Source organism: Bacillus sp. FSL M8-0025, assembly GCF_037975475.1.
In the GTDB taxonomy this organism is placed as follows: domain Bacteria; phylum Bacillota; class Bacilli; order Bacillales; family Bacillaceae; genus Bacillus; species Bacillus subtilis.
In genome coordinates, this window is record NZ_CP150258.1 from 3,886,649 (window position 1) to 3,902,701 (window position 16,053).

Consider the following 16,053-nt stretch of genomic DNA (forward strand, 5'->3'; position numbering starts at 1 on the left):
AGTTTTTTCAAGATAAAGCAAGCAGCGCTTCTTTTGTCTGCACTTTACCGATCTCTTTTACCGGCGAAAATGAATATTGGTCTGTGTTGGTCACGATCACCGGGGTAATGACGTCATATCCCGCGGCTTTGATTTGCTCCAGATCAAAGGACACGAGCGGATCTCCCGGTGCGACCTTGTCGCCTTCTTTGACGTGAGCCGTGAACCATTGTCCCTCCAGCTTCACCGTGTCCAATCCAATGTGTATGAGTATTTCGGCTCCCTGATCACTCGTAATGCCAACTGCGTGTTTTGTTTTAAAAATGGTGGTAACGCTTCCATGAACAGGCGAAACAACTTCTCCTTCTTCAGGCTCTATGGCAAATCCTTTTCCCATGATCCCGGCAGAAAACACTCCGTCTTTGACTTCACTTAAGGCTTTCACTTCTCCCTTAATCGGGCTGTGAATAATCTCTCTGCTGCCCTCATGCACAGCCGGCTGCTGGCTGCCGTCAGAAGGCACATCCTCGAATCCAAGCAAATACGCAGCTGCTGTTCCCGCCGCAAACGCAATCACAAGGCCGATCATCGCGTAAATAAACGTTGGGCCGATAAAGACAGGGATGCTCGGGAGACCTGCATTACCTCCGACGATATAGGAAGCAACACCCGTCATGCCGTAAAACGCGCCACCGGCTGCACCGCCAATCAAAGCGGCTGCAAACGGCTTTTTCAATCGCATATTCACGCCATACATCGCAGGTTCTGTGATCCCCATCAGCGCCGTGATGCTTGTGGTAAGCGCGAGTGATTTAAATTTTTTGTTTCTGGAGCGAAGGAAGACGGCAAATGATGCTCCCGCCTGCCCCATATTCGCCAAAAACATAGCCGGCAGTAAATAATCGTGGCCGTTTTGAGCGATGTTGTTGATCATGATCGGCACAAAGGCATAGTGCATGCCCGTCATAATGATTAAAGAGAATGTACCCGCCAGCAAAATCATCGCCACAAGCCCTGCATGATCAAACAAATAATTGACCCCAGAAGACAAGTATTCTCCTAAAATAGCGCCAAGCGGACCGACTGTAATCAATGTCAGCGGCACGACAATCAATAGCGTGAATGTCGGAACCACAATCAATTTGAGAGATGCGTGTGTAAAACGGTCAATCCATTTTTCTACGTACGAAGCAATCCAAATCGCCAGCAAAATCGGGATGACCGTTGACGAATAAGTGGCAGCGGTTACAGGAAGCCCGATAAAGGAAACCGGTTTCCCCGCACCGAGCAGGGCTGTCAAATCCGGATGCAGAATCGCCGCCGCAATGGCTGCCGCTACGTACGGATTGCTTCCGAATTTTCTCGCCGCACTCATCGCTAGCAGGAGCGGCAGGAAGTAGAACGCACCGTCACCGACAGCCGTCAAAATGACATGAACCTGGCTCTTCTCCGCCATCCAGCCAAACGTAACTGCCAGCGCAACAAGCCCTTTGATCATCCCCGCTCCCGCAATCGCAGGCAGAATCGGGGTAAACACACCAGAAATCACATCAAAGACCGCACTCAGCACATTCTTTTTCTTAGAGGATGAACCAGCGCTCCTCTCATCACTGAGATTGCTGTGCCGCACAATCGCCTGATACACCTTCGGCACATCGTTTCCGATAATGATTTGAAACTGCTCGCCGCTGATATTGGTGCCCATCACTCCAGGCAGCTGCTCCAGCTGACTGCGATCCGCCTTCGAATTGTCATGAAGATTAAAACGCAGCCTCGTCATGCAGTGAATCACGCGCTGAACGTTGTCTTCACCGCCTACGAGTTGTAATATGTCCTTCGATAATTTATCATAATCCATGTGTATACCTCCTTTTTATGGGGGGACTGCTGGGAGAAAGGTGGCCGCCTTTCTTCCAGCTTTTTTTGTATCAAATGCTGCATCACCTCCTAAAAGAGAATAAAAAAAACCTAAATGACACAGATTGCGAGAGTCTCCTCCTGCACCTGCACCATTTAGGTTTTGCCTGCTTTCGCAGTAACAATCCTGACGGGTCGTTTTATTTGTTTGTAGGATATACTTTAGCACTAGATTCGCGGGATGTCAACGCTTTCATTTTTGGGTTTTGACTAAAGGGAATACTTATTGAGGACTGTTTTGTTATAGAGGGAAGCCATTTTGTATATTTTGTTTTATTTTTCCGAAAATACTATCAAATATATCAGCTGACTTAATATAAAAATAAAAAACCTTGAAAGGCAATTTAGCCCATCAAGGTATATGTTTTATTTTTGACTATCCCTTTTCCATATACTTTCTCCGTCAGTTAAAAAAACTGCACTTGGCGGATCATCATAAAGTGAAATTTCAACTAATGAACCTTTCTTTTGTATTAACCAATTATATAAACTACTTTCTTCACTAGTGGGATGAGCTAAAATATCATTTACTTGAAATGTAACTGCATAATATTCGATAAAATTCACATCATCGTCATCCAACCCATTGTCTGTTTCAAAGAGTGTGTCTGGTTCACCAATAATCTTTAATCCACTATCCCACTCTATTATCAAGTCACTATCTTTATACTCTTTTAACGCTTTTATTAAAGGATCATATTCCATGTATATCCTCCTCTTATTACTTCTTTAATGGTTCTGAAGGCACTATATGCGCTCCGTCTTTTCCGTAATGAATCATTCCTCTAGTAGTTTCAATGTATTCACCAGTATCACGATCATAGTATTTTCCAATTGGTTTACCAAAGTCTACTCTTTCTTTTTTACCGTTTGGTAGTAGTTGACCTTTTCCTGCAAACTTATCAAGCAATTCCTGTGCTGTTTTATTATCACCATAGAAAATACTCTTGTTTTTACCATTTGCTATTTCTTGTTTGTAATTTGGCGTATTAGGAATATGTTTCTCTTGAGCACCTGGCTTTACTTTAACTGGGAATCCATGTACTTCTCTGTAAGGTCCTTTAGGTACTGACTTCTTTCCATAAGAAGGTACACCATTACCCGTATCCTTAGCAACGTTTTTAACTTCCGAAGCCTTCTTAGCCTTTTTCCCATCATTAATAAGTTTATTAATATCTATTAACTTTTCTAACTTAGCTATTTTGGCAAATGGTACTGAGTTTATGGAGGCAACAACACGGTCTTTTCCTGTGACTTTTTCGCCTGATACCGGATCTCTGCCCGTGGCTGCTTTAAATAGATCATACACGCCGGTAAGTTCTACAGCCGTCTCTAAAATTTTCACATATCCATTCTCATCCACTTTAATGTCCGAAAGCGAGACGACAGGTTCAAGCTTCATGTCATTACCAGATATGTATACATTGTAAAGTGTATCATTATAAACGACTTGCTTAACCTCTGCATTTGAGAAATCAGTTTTTATATGTTCTCTATGTTCACTCGTATTATACACTTTACCATTGATAACGATGATATTTTTACTTACCTTTTTAGAATCACCCGTTTTGACAACTGAATCCACTTTAGACTTTTCATTCTCGGCTAATTTCTTCAACATCATCTCCATCGGAGAATCATCCGCCTGCTTCATTTGCGGGTTAATTGCGCCGAAGGTTTGGTTGATGTTTTCTTCTTCCTGTGATTTCAGGATAGAGCCGCTTTTGTAGCCTGTGATTTCAATTTTCGGACCGGTATACATGGTTCCGAGCTGGTCTATATATTTTTTCATCGTTTGAAAATCTGATTTTGCGGTTTCTAGTGCTTGGGTTTGCTGGCCGTCAAATTGAAAGAGCTTATTCAGGGTGTCCGAAATCAGCCGCTCAGCCTGTTCTGTTTCCATCCGAAAAAAGGAATCATTGACTGTCGGCAGGCTGACGATGTGATCTATGGCCGACGTCTGGCGATTGACTGCATCAGTGAGCTGCTCTGTCACTTCTCGTGCATGCTTGACCCCATGTCTCGCATCGTGTGAGAGAAAAGCCTCTGCAATCATGCCGTGAGAGTCAGATTCTACAGAGGAAATCGCATGCTGTGTTTGTTTCAGCACTTTTTTGTATTCGTCGATAAACATGCCAAAGAAAAGGAGAAAAGGCTTGTGGCACTCCTCGTAAAAGGTCCGGATGGCATCTCCGCCTTTTCCCTTTAGCGCATCCTTCATGCCTGCCAGATGCTCAACGCTTTTTTCCAGCTTCTCCAGCTGTTGCTTTTGCTTGTCCAGTTTCTCAATTGTATGCTGAATGCCCTCGTGAAGAGCGTGGACATCTAATGTTTTCAATCCCTTGTCCTCCCGCGCTTTATTTCATGGAAGATGATATGTTTTCGTCCGTTTCCTTCATGGCGTTTACCGCGCTTTCCGTTTGTGCGATATGCTTGGCCAGAACAGACGCATATGCTTCAGTGAGCTCTTTGATGTCCTTATTTAATTGCTCGATGGACTTCACAACATTCAAATGGTTTCTGCCTGAGAGATGGCCGGGTAAGGAGGACTTGAGTTCAGCTGAATTCTTGAGCTGAGAAAGCCCTTGCTTCACTGTGCCATACACCATTTTAATTTCCTGTGCCATTTGTGCTCACCTCACTTTTTATGTTTTTCCTTCTCTATTTCATGCTCTATCCTCGTAATTTGGCGTCTTATGGAATAGACATCGCCCTCTAATGAGTGGATTTTTCCTTCTATGCTTTCGATGATTCCGCTGACTTGATCGCTTTTGATTTGCTGATATGCTTTGTTCATTCCTTCACGAATATCTTCAAACCGCTCCGCATGTGTTCCTCTCCATGCATCCGGGGTGAGATGAGGCCGGTGAATGAGATGCTGGGCCTCGGAGAATTCGTGTTTGATTTGCCTGATTTCGTGCAGCACTCGTTTTAATTGATGGATCTGTTCCTGCTTTTCATGTAAGTCGGCTTTTACCGAATGTAACAACATTTCACTATGCATGCCGCAACACCTCGTGTTTCTATCAAACTGTGTAAATTCTTTACAATACAGACTATTTTCATATTACATGATGGATCATATTGGATAAATAGGTAAAAAGGTTTGTCTTGAGAGATGTTTAACTGGTTCTAAAATGCTAAAAATAGATCTAATCACCTTATGAGAGGGAGAAAATAATCATAGGAGGGACTTTTTATTTAAGTCTTTAATCTCTCTTTCATTTTTATTTTTTCTCCCACTTAACTGTTTCTTATAGTCAATAAAGCTCATAAAAAAGCGCCTTCTTACGAAGGCGCTTCTCCATCTTATTTAGATCCCCAAACAGCCTCACCGTTGCCATTCAACACACTAAACGTCATGACGTTCTTCTCTCTCACCGAATCCCACTGGCGTAAAAATACCCCGTTATACTTCTTGCCAGCTAACGTGATGTCGGCTGTGTTTTTTCCGGTTTTCTGCCATGTTCCGGTCATTTCCCCGGAAATGGTGTGGTTTTTGTTGAGCTGGATGTTGATGGTTTGTTTGATGTCGGCTGAGATGTCTTTTCCGTGCTGGATGACTTTGTATGTTCCTGTAATGTCTTTTTGTTTTACTTCTTTCAATGTTTCGCCCGCATAACGATATGGCGCTGCTACCGGCCAGCTGTCTTTGTTCATGAACAATTGTTGAACTCTGACTTCGTGTTCTTCACCCCTGCCCGGGAAGCGAGTGTGGAAGATTAAATAGGAACGCCCGGTTTTCTCGTCATAATATGCGGAGTTGTGGCCTGGTGAGACGTACCCGGTGCCTTTTTCATTTTCTGTTTCAAAAGTGTAGCTGCCCATGAGTTTGACCCCGTATGGTTCGATGGAACGGTCGTCGAAGAATGTGCCTTCTTTACCGCGGACGTCGAGCATTGGATTGCCTTCTGCATCATAGTAAGGGCCGTCTGGTTTCTTGGAGCGGGCCACACGGATGTTATAGCCGCCTGTTGCATCGAGACCGCCATATGATAGGTATAAGTAGTAGTATTGGGTGTCTGGATTATAGAGAACATACGGGCCTTCGATTCTACTGTGGTTGCCGCCGAGCAGTTTTTTTCCGTATCCCTGCCCAGGAAGCGGGAAGCCCGTTTTTGGATTCATTTCAAGAATGAAAATGCCGCCTGAGTATGATCCGTACACCATCCACAGTTTGCCGTCTTTATCAAAGAAGGTATGCGGGTCGACAACATTCGGGTGTTTGGTTGCGTCATACGGTGTTCCATCGCTGCTTGTGCCTTCCATTCCTGATTTCAAAAAGATGCCTTTGTTTTTGTATGGGCCTTCGATGTTGTCAGCAACGGCAACACCCATGGCGGATCTTGGCGAGTCGCCGCGGCAGGCGTTGTAGTACATGTAGTATTTGCCGTCCGCCAGCTGCGTGACGTCAGCCGCCCAAAGAGTATCGGATTGCGCCCATTCGAAGGTTTCTTTTAATTCTTCATAGACATTCGGAATCAGTGGGTTGTCATTGCTTACGCTGGTGGTCAGCTGCTGCCATTGCATGAGGTCATTTGTTTTTGCTGAAGCGAGATGAGATCCAAAAACATAAAAGGTGCCATTTGTTTCAATGATGGAAGGGTCATGGACGCTGACTTCTTTAAATACAGGTTTTTGTGCATTGGCGGAGCTTGGGAGGGTGAAGGCCATGATAAGAGCTGCAAGAAAACATACACGAAACAATCGGTTGAACATTTAACCAATTCGCCTCACTTTTTTTATTAAATTTTTAAGCGCTTACATTCCCCTATGAAGAAACCCCGGCCTATTAAAACAGCCGAATGTTTTCATATTCAAACAGATAGGTGATTTCTCACTGTTCTCTTACATTGTCTGGCTGTTTTGCGCGGAACTGCTGCTTGCATATCCTCTCCTTCATAGTTCAACTCTTTTGCTGTTTCTCCTTCTTGCATCACTTCTGTTTTTCATTCGCGTACATGTAATAACTGCTTTGTCAGGTTTTGCATCGACTGTGATACAGCCATTTCGTTGTCGGCGTTTTTTAAGATGATGCCTGATTGCCCGTCAACACCGGAGTCATTCGGCTGGCTCTTTATAAAATGCCTTGCGAAAAATGCGACTTAGTAAACGCATATTGAGAGTTAGACAGCGGCCGCTTGCCTCCTGTCTGGATATCGTGTGCAATCGCTGAAAAAACCCATCCTGCTTTCTGCGTCGCGCTATTACAATACCAATCTAACTTGTTAAAGACTGTAAAAAACCTTTTGACTTCTGCTGCTGAACCAATTAATATAATACTCAGTTAATAGTTATCAGAATTTTTAGGAATTGAGTGATTCATATGACACTGCATAAAGAGCGTCGGATCGGACGGCTGTCTGTTCTCCTGCTGCTGAATGAGGCTGAAGAGAGTACGCAGGTTGAGGAGCTGGAGCGAGACGGATGGAAGGTCTGTCTTGGCAAGGTAGGATCAATGGACGCGCATAAAGTAGTAGCCGCAATTGAAACCGCTTCCAAAAAGAGTGGTGTCATTCAATCTGAGGGTTATCGGGAGTCACATGCGCTTTATCATGCGACGATGGAGGCTTTGCATGGCGTGACCAGAGGTGAAATGCTGCTGGGATCGCTGCTTCGGACGGTGGGATTGAGGTTTGCCGTTTTGAGGGGAAATCCTTATGAAAGTGAAGCGGAAGGCGATTGGATCGCTGTCTCGCTTTACGGAACAATCGGGGCGCCGATTAAAGGTCTTGAGCATGAAACATTCGGCGTTGGAATTAATCACATATGAAACAGCCCATAGATCTTAGACGATAGGGGGCTATGCGTGAAAACAGAAGTTCACAGCATAGCTCCTTTTTGTATGGGCGCTTTACCAAAGTAAAGAAAAAGGAGTTGGGCTTATGGTGACTTTAGACGGTTCTTCATTGACAACAGCCGACGTCGCTCGTGTGCTGTTTGATTTTGAGGAGGCAGCGGCTTCTGAGGAAAGTATGGAGCGCGTGAAAAAAAGCAGAGCAGCAGTGGAACGGATTGTACGCGACGAAAAGACAATCTACGGCATCAACACCGGATTTGGCAAATTCAGCGATGTCCTGATTCAGAAAGAAGACTCGGCGGCGCTGCAGCTGAATTTAATCCTTTCTCATGCCTGCGGAGTCGGCGACCCTTTTCCTGAGTGTGTTTCCAGGGCAATGCTGCTTTTGCGCGCCAATGCGCTGTTAAAAGGCTTTTCCGGTGTACGCGCTGAGCTGATCGAGCAGTTGCTTGCTTTTTTAAATAAACGCGTCCATCCTGTCATCCCTCAGCAAGGATCACTTGGCGCAAGCGGAGATCTGGCGCCGCTTTCCCACTTGGCGCTTGCGCTGATCGGACAAGGAGAAGTCTTTTTTGAGGGGGAAAGAATGCCGGCAATGACAGGCTTGAAAAAAGCAGGTATTCAACCGGTAACGCTGACATCCAAGGAAGGGCTTGCCTTGATTAACGGGACTCAGGCCATGACTGCAATGGGGGTGGTCGCCTACATCGAAGCTGAGAAACTAGCCTATCAAACAGAACGAATTGCCAGCTTAACGATTGAGGGGTTGCAGGGAATTATCGATGCATTTGACGAGGATATTCACTTAGCCCGCGGCTATCAGGAGCAGATCGATGTCGCAGAACGAATTCGCTTTTATCTATCTGACAGCGGCCTGACAACCTCCCAGGGAGAACTGCGGGTACAGGATGCCTATTCATTGCGCTGTATTCCGCAAGTACACGGTGCGACTTGGCAGACACTAGGATATGTCAAAGAAAAATTAGAGATTGAAATGAACGCAGCTACAGACAATCCACTCATTTTCAATGACGGTGACAAAGTGATTTCCGGCGGAAACTTTCACGGACAGCCAATCGCCTTTGCCATGGATTTTCTGAAAATCGCAATATCAGAGCTTGCGAATATCGCAGAGCGTAGGATCGAACGACTTGTGAATCCGCAGCTGAATGACCTGCCGCCGTTCCTGAGCCCTCATCCCGGTCTGCAATCCGGTGCAATGATCATGCAGTACGCCGCGGCCTCACTCGTTTCTGAAAATAAAACACTGGCCCATCCTGCAAGTGTGGATTCCATTCCGTCATCCGCCAACCAAGAGGACCATGTCAGCATGGGAACCATCGCCGCTCGGCATGCTTATCAGGTGATCGCAAATACAAGGAGAGTCATTGCGATCGAAGCCATTTGCGCATTGCAGGCTGTTGAATACAGAGGCATAGAACATGCAGCGTCCTATACGAAACAGCTTTTTCAAGAAATGAGAAAAGTCGTGCCGTCCATTCAGCAGGATCGTGTTTTTTCCTATGACATTGAACGCTTGACTGACTGGCTGAAGAAAGAATCTTTAATACCTGATCATCAGAATAAAGAACTAAGGGGGATGAACATATGACTGATGTAAAAAAATCAATCCGTGCCAACAGAGGAACAGAGCTTGAATGCTTAGGATGGGAGCAAGAGGCAGTGCTTCGGATGCTTCGAAACAACCTTGATCCAGAAGTCGCCGAGAAGCCGGAGGACCTCATCGTATATGGCGGGATTGGCAAAGCCGCACGGGATTGGGACGCTTTTCACGCCATTGAGCATTCCTTGAAAACATTAAAAAATGATGAAACATTGCTCGTGCAATCCGGAAAGCCCGTTGGCATGTTCCGTACACACCCGCAGGCCCCTCGCGTGCTCCTAGCAAATTCTGTTCTTGTTCCGAAGTGGGCAGACTGGGAGCATTTCCACGAACTTGAGAAAAAAGGGTTAATGATGTACGGACAGATGACGGCTGGCAGCTGGATTTACATTGGCTCACAAGGCATATTGCAAGGAACCTATGAAACCTTCGCTGAGCTGGCGCGACAGCACTTCGGGGGCAGCTTAAAAGGAACGTTGACGCTGACAGCGGGTCTCGGCGGAATGGGAGGCGCCCAGCCGCTGTCAGTCACGATGAATGAAGGCGTCGTGATTGCCGTCGAGGTTGACGAGAAACGCATCGACAAGCGGATCGAAACAAAATACTGCGATCGAAAAACAGCATCGATTGAGGAAGCCTTAGCTTGGGCTGAAGAGGCAAAGCTGGCAGGAAAACCTTTGTCCATTGCACTTCTCGGAAACGCAGCTGAGGTGCATCACACACTTTTGAACCGAGGCGTCAAAATTGATATTGTGACAGATCAGACATCTGCCCATGACCCTTTAATCGGTTATGTTCCCGAGGGCTATTCCCTTGATGAAGCTGACCGTTTGCGTCAAGACACTCCAGAGCTTTACGTGCGCCTTGCGAAGCAAAGCATGAAAAAACATGTCGAAGCCATGCTGGCCTTTCAGCAAAAGGGCTCTATTGTATTTGACTACGGCAACAATATCCGGCAAGTCGCAAAGGATGAAGGGCTGGAGAATGCCTTCGATTTTCCGGGGTTTGTCCCTGCCTACATCCGCCCCTTATTCTGTGAAGGAAAAGGGCCGTTCCGCTGGGCGGCGCTTTCCGGAGATCCGGCAGATATTTACCGTACGGATGCGTTATTAAAAGAGCTGTTCCCGACAAATAAAGCCCTTCACCGCTGGATTGATATGGCACAGGAAAAAGTCACCTTCCAAGGCTTGCCGTCCCGTATCTGCTGGCTTGGATATGGAGAACGAAAAAAGATGGGCCTCGCCATTAACGAGCTGGTTAGAACCGGGGAGCTAAAAGCGCCTGTCGTTATTGGGAGAGATCATTTGGACTGCGGGTCTGTCGCCTCTCCAAACCGGGAAACAGAAGCGATGAAGGATGGAAGTGACGCTGTCGGTGATTGGGCTGTGCTAAATGCGCTTGTCAACACGGCGGCGGGTGCAAGCTGGGTTTCCTTCCACCATGGCGGCGGCGTCGGAATGGGCTATTCCCTTCATGCCGGCATGGTTGCAGTGGCCGATGGAAGTGAGCTGGCTGACGAGCGGCTCGCGCGGGTCTTAACGAGCGACCCAGGAATGGGCATTATCCGTCATGCGGATGCGGGTTATGAACGTGCCGTTGAAGTAGCGAAGGAACAGGACATTATCGTGCCGATGCAAAAATAAAGGAGTGATGACATGCCAAAGCAAATTGATACGATTCTCATCAACATCGGTCAGCTTTTGACGATGGAAAGCAGCGGTCCGCGGGCAGGCAAAAGCATGCAGGATCTTCATGTGATCGAAGACGCTGTTGTCGGCATCCATGAACAGAAAATTGTGTTCGCCGGACAAAAAGGGGCTGAAGCCGGTTACGAGGCAGACGAAATCATTGACTGTTCGGGACGCCTTGTAACGCCTGGCCTCGTTGATCCGCACACCCATCTTGTATTTGGCGGATCTCGTGAAAAGGAGATGAACCTTAAGCTTCAGGGCATTTCATATTTGGATATTCTGGCGCAGGGCGGCGGGATTCTGTCTACAGTCAAGGATACCAGGGCGGCTTCAGAAGAAGAGCTGCTGCAAAAAGCCCATTTTCATCTGCAAAGAATGCTGTCCTACGGCACAACCACAGCAGAAGTGAAAAGCGGCTACGGCTTGGAAAAAGAGACAGAGCTCAAACAGTTGCGTGTCGCAAAGAAACTGCATGAAAGCCAGCCTGTTGACCTTGTTTCCACATTTATGGGAGCCCATGCGATTCCTCCCGAATATCAAAACGATCCAGATGATTTTCTGGATCAAATGCTTTCCCTTTTGCCGGAAATCAAAGAGCAGGAGCTCGCCAGCTTTGCTGATATTTTTACAGAAACAGGCGTTTTTACAGTCAGCCAATCCCGCCGTTATTTACAAAAAGCAGCTGAGGCAGGCTTCGGATTAAAAATACACGCAGATGAAATCGATCCGCTTGGAGGTGCTGAATTAGCAGGTAAGCTAAAGGCCGTCTCAGCCGACCATTTGGTAGGTACATCGGACGAAGGCATAAAGAAATTGGCTGAGGCAGGAACGATCGCCGTCCTCTTGCCGGGCACGACATTTTATCTTGGCAAAAGCACATACGCCAGGGCAAGAGCTATGATTGATGAAGGGGTATGTGTCAGCTTGGCAACGGATTTTAATCCTGGCAGCTCGCCGACTGAAAATATCCAGCTGATTATGTCCATTGCCGCGCTTCATCTGAAAATGACTGCAGAAGAAATATGGCATGCGGTCACAGTCAATGCCGCATACGCCATAGGGAAAGGAGAAGAAGCCGGTCAGCTTAAAGTCGGCCGCTCAGCTGATCTAGTCATTTGGCAAGCCTCGAACTATATGTATATTCCGTATCACTACGGGGTCAATCATGTACATCAAGTCATGAAAAACGGAACAATTGTTGTCAACAGGGAGGGAGCCATTCTTGGATAAGTACCCTTTTCTCAGAGAGGCCGGATCTTCGTTTAAAGACCGGGATGTCACAAAAATGAGCGACCTGATCGCAACATGGGACGGCCAAGACATTAAGGGACCGGCGTTGATAGGTGTCCCCCTATCAAAATCCTCCATCAGTCATTCAGGCGCTTCCTTTGCACCCGGAACAATACGCCAGGCTCTGAAACATTCATCAGCCTATTCTGCTGAGCTTGGAGAGCACGTCGTATCAGAGCTTCTATATGATCTGGGGGATATCGATATTCATGTCACTGATATCGTAAAGTCACATCATCACATTTTCCAAACCATGCACGCTCTGCTTTCGGACCATCCGGATTGGGTGCCGCTCATACTTGGGGGAGATAACTCTATCAGCTACTCCACAATAAAAGCGATAGCACAAACAAAAGGAACGACAGCAGTGATTCAATTTGATGCCCATCACGATGTTCGCAATACGGAGGACGGGGGGCCGACAAACGGCACCCCCTTCCGCCGCCTTTTGGATGAAGAGATCATTGAAGGTCAACATTTGATCCAGCTGGGTATCAGAGAATTCAGCAACAGCCAGGCCTATGAAGCATATGCAAAAAAACATAGCGTGAACATTCACACGATGGACATGATCCGCGAAAAAGGACTAATCCCAACGATAAAAGAGATTTTGCCTGTTGTTCAAGATAGAACAGATTTCATTTTTATATCTGTTGACATGGATGTCTTAGACCAGTCCCATGCACCCGGCTGTCCAGCGATTGGCCCGGGCGGCCTCTATACAGACGAATTGCTTGAAGCAGTCAAGTACATCGCACAACAGCCCAATATTGCCGGGATTGAAATTGTTGAAGTCGATCCTACCCTCGATTTTCGAGATATGACAAGCAGAGCTGCAGCTCATGTTCTGTTACACGCATTAAAAGGAATGAAACTCTCCCCATTCAAGTGATCTTCTGGCAGGTTGTATTTTGGGTATAAGAAACTCATCTGCCTAAGGAATGGCAGCTAAAAGGAGGGCGAGACAGTGAATCTTCAGGAGAACAGCAGCCAACAGCTAAAACGCACAATGAAAAGCAGGCACCTATTTATGATCTCATTGGGAGGCGTCATAGGCACAGGACTTTTCCTCAGTACGGGCTATACGCTACATCAAGCCGGACCCGGCGGTACGATACTCGCTTATGTAATCGGCGGGTTGATGATGTACCTCGTCATGCAATGTCTCGGCGAATTGTCGGTTGCCATGCCGGTGACCGGCTCTTTTCAAAAATATGCTACAACATTTATCGGTCCATCTACCGGTTTTATGGTCGGCATCATGTACTGGATCAATTGGGTGGTGACGGTAGGCTCTGAGTTTACCGCATCCGGTATTCTCATGCAGCGCTGGTTCCCTGACAGCAGTGTATGGATGTGGAGTGCGATTTTTGCAGCCCTTCTTTTTATATGCAACGCATTTTCAGTTAAGTTATTTGCGGAAACTGAATTTTGGTTTTCCAGCGTAAAGATTGTCACCATTATTTTATTTATCATTTTAGGAGGAGCCGCCATGTTTGGCCTGATCTCTTTAAACGGAACGGCGGATGCTCCTATGTTGTCAAACTTCACAGATCATGGCGGGCTGTTTCCAAATGGCTTTCTCGCCGTTTTTATCGCGATGATATCTGTGAGCTTCGCCTTTTCTGGTACAGAGTTAATCGGCGTTACAGCAGGAGAATCAGCAAATCCTCAAAAGGATATACCGCGATCCATCCGTAATGTCGCATGGAGAACCGTGATTTTTTTCATTGGCGCTGTCTTCATATTATCCGGGTTGATTTCATGGAAGGACGCAGGCGTGATTGAAAGCCCGTTTGTAGCCGTATTTGCGGAGATCGGAATCCCTTACGCTGCTGATATTATGAATTTCGTGATATTAACAGCCTTGCTGTCTGTCGCCAACTCAGGCTTATATGCTTCGACCCGTATGATGTGGTCTTTAGCAAATGAAAACATGATCAGCTCCCGTTTTAAGAAAGTGACATCTAAAGGCATTCCTTTAAATGCCTTAATGATCAGTATGGCTGTATCTTGTTTATCTCTCGTTTCCAGTATCGTGGCCCCTGGAACTGTCTATGTGGTGATGGTAGCAATTGCTGGATTTGCAGGAGTCGTGGTCTGGATGAGCATTGCCTTGTCCCAGCTCTTGTTTCGAAAGAGATTTCTGAAAAAAGGGGGGAATGTAAAAGATCTGACATTTCGCACGCCGCTTTATCCTCTTATGCCTATAGCCGCTCTCTTATTATGTTCTGCTTCTTGTATCGGTCTTGCTTTTGATCCCAATCAAAGAATCGCACTTTTCTGCGGAGTTCCTTGTATCATCCTTTGCTATCTGATCTATCATATCAAAAGAAATGTTACAAAAGCGAAAAAAATCAGCCAAGAGGAATATCAGGCTGATCACATCCTGTAATCAAAAAAGCACACCCCACTCAGGATGGGATGTGCTTTATTTTTATTCAGTAATCAACGTATGAATCAGCTTCGGCGCCTTCGCTTCCGCGGCAATGCGGATGTTGTCATAGACTTTTGCAATGACTTCATCAACATTTTCGCGGTTGGCGTAAAGCGTCACGAGCGGTTCGTCTTTTTCTACTTTGTCGCCGACCTTCTTGCGGAGCATGATGCCGACGGCTAAATCGATCTCATCTTCTTTTGTGGCGCGACCGGCACCTAACAGCATCGCCGCGACGCCGATTTCGTCCGCAACGATTTCAGAGACGACACCCGCTTCTTTGGCAGGCACATCAATTTGATATGCGGCTTGCGGAAGCTTAGACGGATCGTCAACAATTGAGCTGTCGCCGCCTTGGTTTTTCAAGAAATCCTTGAATTTCTCAAGTGCTTTGCCGTTTTTCATGACTTCTTCCAGCTTCGCTCTCGCTTCGTCCAATGTATCGGCTTTTTTCGCAAGCACAACCATCTGGCTGCCGAGCGTTAAGACAAGCTCATGAAGATCCTCAGGCCCCTCGCCTTTGAGTGTGTCGATCGCTTCTTTGACCTCAAGCGCATTTCCGATCGCAAAGCCGAGCGGCTGGGACATGTCTGAAATGACAGCCATTGTTTGACGGCCGACGTTGTTTCCGATGCGTACCATCGCTTTGGCAAGTTCAGCTGCGTCTTCTTCTGTTTTCATGAAGGCGCCCGCTCCCGTTTTTACGTCAAGCACGATGGCGTCCGCCCCGGCAGCGATTTTTTTGCTCATAATCGAGCTTGCAATGAGCGGAATAGAATTGACCGTTCCCGTTACATCACGAAGCGCGTACAGTTTTTTATCAGCCGGCGTTAAATTGCCGCTTTGGCCGATGACCGCAACCTTGTCACGGTTCACAAGTTTAATAAATTCATCCTTCGTCAGTTCCACGTGGAAGCCGTCGATTGCCTCTAACTTATCAATCGTGCCGCCCGTATGGCCGAGGCCGCGGCCGGACATTTTGGCAACCGGCACGTCAAGAGCCGCAACAAGCGGAGCGAGAACGAGTGTTGTCGTGTCGCCGACGCCGCCGGTGGAGTGTTTATCCACTTTAATTCCTTCAATGGCAGAAAGATCAATCGTTTCACCGGAGTTCACCATAGCCATCGTCAAGTCCGCGCGTTCACGGTCACTCATATCCTGGAAGAAAATCGCCATAGCAAGCGCGCTTGCCTGATAATCAGGAATGCTTCCGTCTGTATAGCCGTTCACGAAAAATTGAATTTCTTCAGTGGTGAGTTCTTTTCCGTTTTGTTTTTTGATGATGATATCTACCATTCTCATGTTTGGTCACCGA

Annotated in this window: 13 protein-coding genes and 1 pseudogene; 6 read left to right on the forward strand and 8 right to left on the reverse strand. The window is 46.6% G+C overall.

The features are described 5' to 3' along the window. Nucleotides 1-7: 7 nt before the first annotated feature. The 7 genes and pseudogenes from bglP to MKX38_RS20110 form a co-directional block, all read right to left on the reverse strand. On the reverse strand, nucleotides 8-1,837 hold the full coding sequence (gene bglP / locus MKX38_RS20080) for a PTS beta-glucoside transporter subunit IIABC (RefSeq protein ID WP_339188159.1): 1,830 nt from the start codon (nucleotides 1,835-1,837) through the stop codon (nucleotides 8-10). A 425-nt stretch (nucleotides 1,838-2,262) separates the two neighbouring features. Then, nucleotides 2,263-2,601, reverse strand: a complete 339-nt coding sequence (locus tag MKX38_RS20085; RefSeq protein ID WP_015250873.1) for a hypothetical protein — start codon at nucleotides 2,599-2,601, stop codon at nucleotides 2,263-2,265. Nucleotides 2,602-2,617: 16 nt separating this feature from the next. Further along, nucleotides 2,618-4,234 carry a T7SS effector LXG polymorphic toxin gene (locus tag MKX38_RS20090; RefSeq protein ID WP_339188162.1) on the reverse strand — a complete coding sequence of 539 codons (1,617 nt, stop codon included), beginning with the start codon at nucleotides 4,232-4,234 and terminating at the stop codon, nucleotides 2,618-2,620. A gap of 19 nt (nucleotides 4,235-4,253) precedes the next feature. After that, nucleotides 4,254-4,523 carry a YwqI/YxiC family protein gene (locus tag MKX38_RS20095; RefSeq protein ID WP_003218942.1) on the reverse strand — a complete coding sequence of 90 codons (270 nt, stop codon included), beginning with the start codon at nucleotides 4,521-4,523 and terminating at the stop codon, nucleotides 4,254-4,256. An 11-nt stretch (nucleotides 4,524-4,534) separates the two neighbouring features. Next, nucleotides 4,535-4,900, reverse strand: coding sequence for a DUF5082 family protein (locus MKX38_RS20100; RefSeq protein ID WP_070548216.1), 366 nt, complete (start codon nucleotides 4,898-4,900; stop codon nucleotides 4,535-4,537). Between the two features lie 305 nt (nucleotides 4,901-5,205). Beyond that, on the reverse strand, nucleotides 5,206-6,615 hold the full coding sequence (gene abnB, locus MKX38_RS20105) for an arabinan endo-1,5-alpha-L-arabinosidase AbnB (RefSeq protein WP_339188165.1): 1,410 nt from the start codon (nucleotides 6,613-6,615) through the stop codon (nucleotides 5,206-5,208). A gap of 129 nt (nucleotides 6,616-6,744) precedes the next feature. Further along, nucleotides 6,745-6,905 (reverse strand): annotated as a pseudogene (locus tag MKX38_RS20110) (hypothetical protein). 317 nt (nucleotides 6,906-7,222) lie between these two features. On the opposite strand from MKX38_RS20110, the gene hutP reads away from it, so the two are divergent. From hutP to MKX38_RS20140, 6 genes are all read left to right on the forward strand, one after another. After that, on the forward strand, nucleotides 7,223-7,669 hold the full coding sequence (gene hutP, locus MKX38_RS20115; RefSeq protein ID WP_003243875.1) for a hut operon transcriptional regulator HutP: 447 nt from the start codon (nucleotides 7,223-7,225) through the stop codon (nucleotides 7,667-7,669). Between the two features lie 112 nt (nucleotides 7,670-7,781). After that, on the forward strand, nucleotides 7,782-9,308 hold the full coding sequence (gene hutH / locus MKX38_RS20120) for a histidine ammonia-lyase (protein ID WP_003243255.1): 1,527 nt from the start codon (nucleotides 7,782-7,784) through the stop codon (nucleotides 9,306-9,308). Then, a complete protein-coding gene (gene hutU / locus MKX38_RS20125; RefSeq protein WP_003243634.1) occupies nucleotides 9,305-10,963 on the forward strand; it encodes a urocanate hydratase in 1,659 nt (552 codons plus the stop codon). Before hutH ends, hutU begins: the two co-directional genes overlap by 4 nt. A gap of 12 nt (nucleotides 10,964-10,975) precedes the next feature. Beyond that, a complete protein-coding gene (hutI, locus tag MKX38_RS20130) occupies nucleotides 10,976-12,241 on the forward strand; it encodes an imidazolonepropionase (RefSeq protein ID WP_167408571.1) in 1,266 nt (421 codons plus the stop codon). Next, the gene (gene hutG / locus MKX38_RS20135) at nucleotides 12,234-13,193 is read left to right on the forward strand and encodes a formimidoylglutamase (RefSeq protein ID WP_003227136.1); all 960 of its coding nucleotides are present in this window, start codon (nucleotides 12,234-12,236) and stop codon (nucleotides 13,191-13,193) included. The genes hutI and hutG overlap by 8 nt, the downstream gene beginning before the upstream one ends. A gap of 75 nt (nucleotides 13,194-13,268) precedes the next feature. Next, entirely contained in the window at nucleotides 13,269-14,696 is a 1,428-nt protein-coding gene (locus MKX38_RS20140; RefSeq protein ID WP_032722753.1) for an amino acid permease, read from the forward strand. Nucleotides 14,697-14,738: 42 nt separating this feature from the next. On the opposite strand, the gene MKX38_RS20145 is transcribed toward MKX38_RS20140, so the two are convergent. Next, complete coding sequence (locus tag MKX38_RS20145) at nucleotides 14,739-16,040, reverse strand: pyrimidine-nucleoside phosphorylase (RefSeq protein ID WP_032722754.1); 1,302 nt, start codon at nucleotides 16,038-16,040, stop codon at nucleotides 14,739-14,741. Nucleotides 16,041-16,053: the final 13 nt, after the last annotated feature.

Coding starts and splice junctions, on each gene's coding strand:
- bglP (WP_339188159.1), bottom strand. CDS start 1,837: ATGGATTATGATAAATTATCGAAGGACATATTACAACTCGTAGGCGGT.
- MKX38_RS20085 (WP_015250873.1), bottom strand. CDS start 2,601: ATGGAATATGATCCTTTAATAAAAGCGTTAAAAGAGTATAAAGATAGT.
- MKX38_RS20095 (WP_003218942.1), bottom strand. CDS start 4,523: ATGGCACAGGAAATTAAAATGGTGTATGGCACAGTGAAGCAAGGGCTT.
- MKX38_RS20100 (WP_070548216.1), bottom strand. CDS start 4,900: ATGCATAGTGAAATGTTGTTACATTCGGTAAAAGCCGACTTACATGAA.
- abnB (WP_339188165.1), bottom strand. CDS start 6,615: ATGTTCAACCGATTGTTTCGTGTATGTTTTCTTGCAGCTCTTATCATG.
- hutP (WP_003243875.1), top strand. CDS start 7,223: ATGACACTGCATAAAGAGCGTCGGATCGGACGGCTGTCTGTTCTCCTG.
- hutH (WP_003243255.1), top strand. CDS start 7,782: ATGGTGACTTTAGACGGTTCTTCATTGACAACAGCCGACGTCGCTCGT.
- hutU (WP_003243634.1), top strand. CDS start 9,305: ATGACTGATGTAAAAAAATCAATCCGTGCCAACAGAGGAACAGAGCTT.
- hutI (WP_167408571.1), top strand. CDS start 10,976: ATGCCAAAGCAAATTGATACGATTCTCATCAACATCGGTCAGCTTTTG.
- MKX38_RS20145 (WP_032722754.1), bottom strand. CDS start 16,040: ATGAGAATGGTAGATATCATCATCAAAAAACAAAACGGAAAAGAACTC.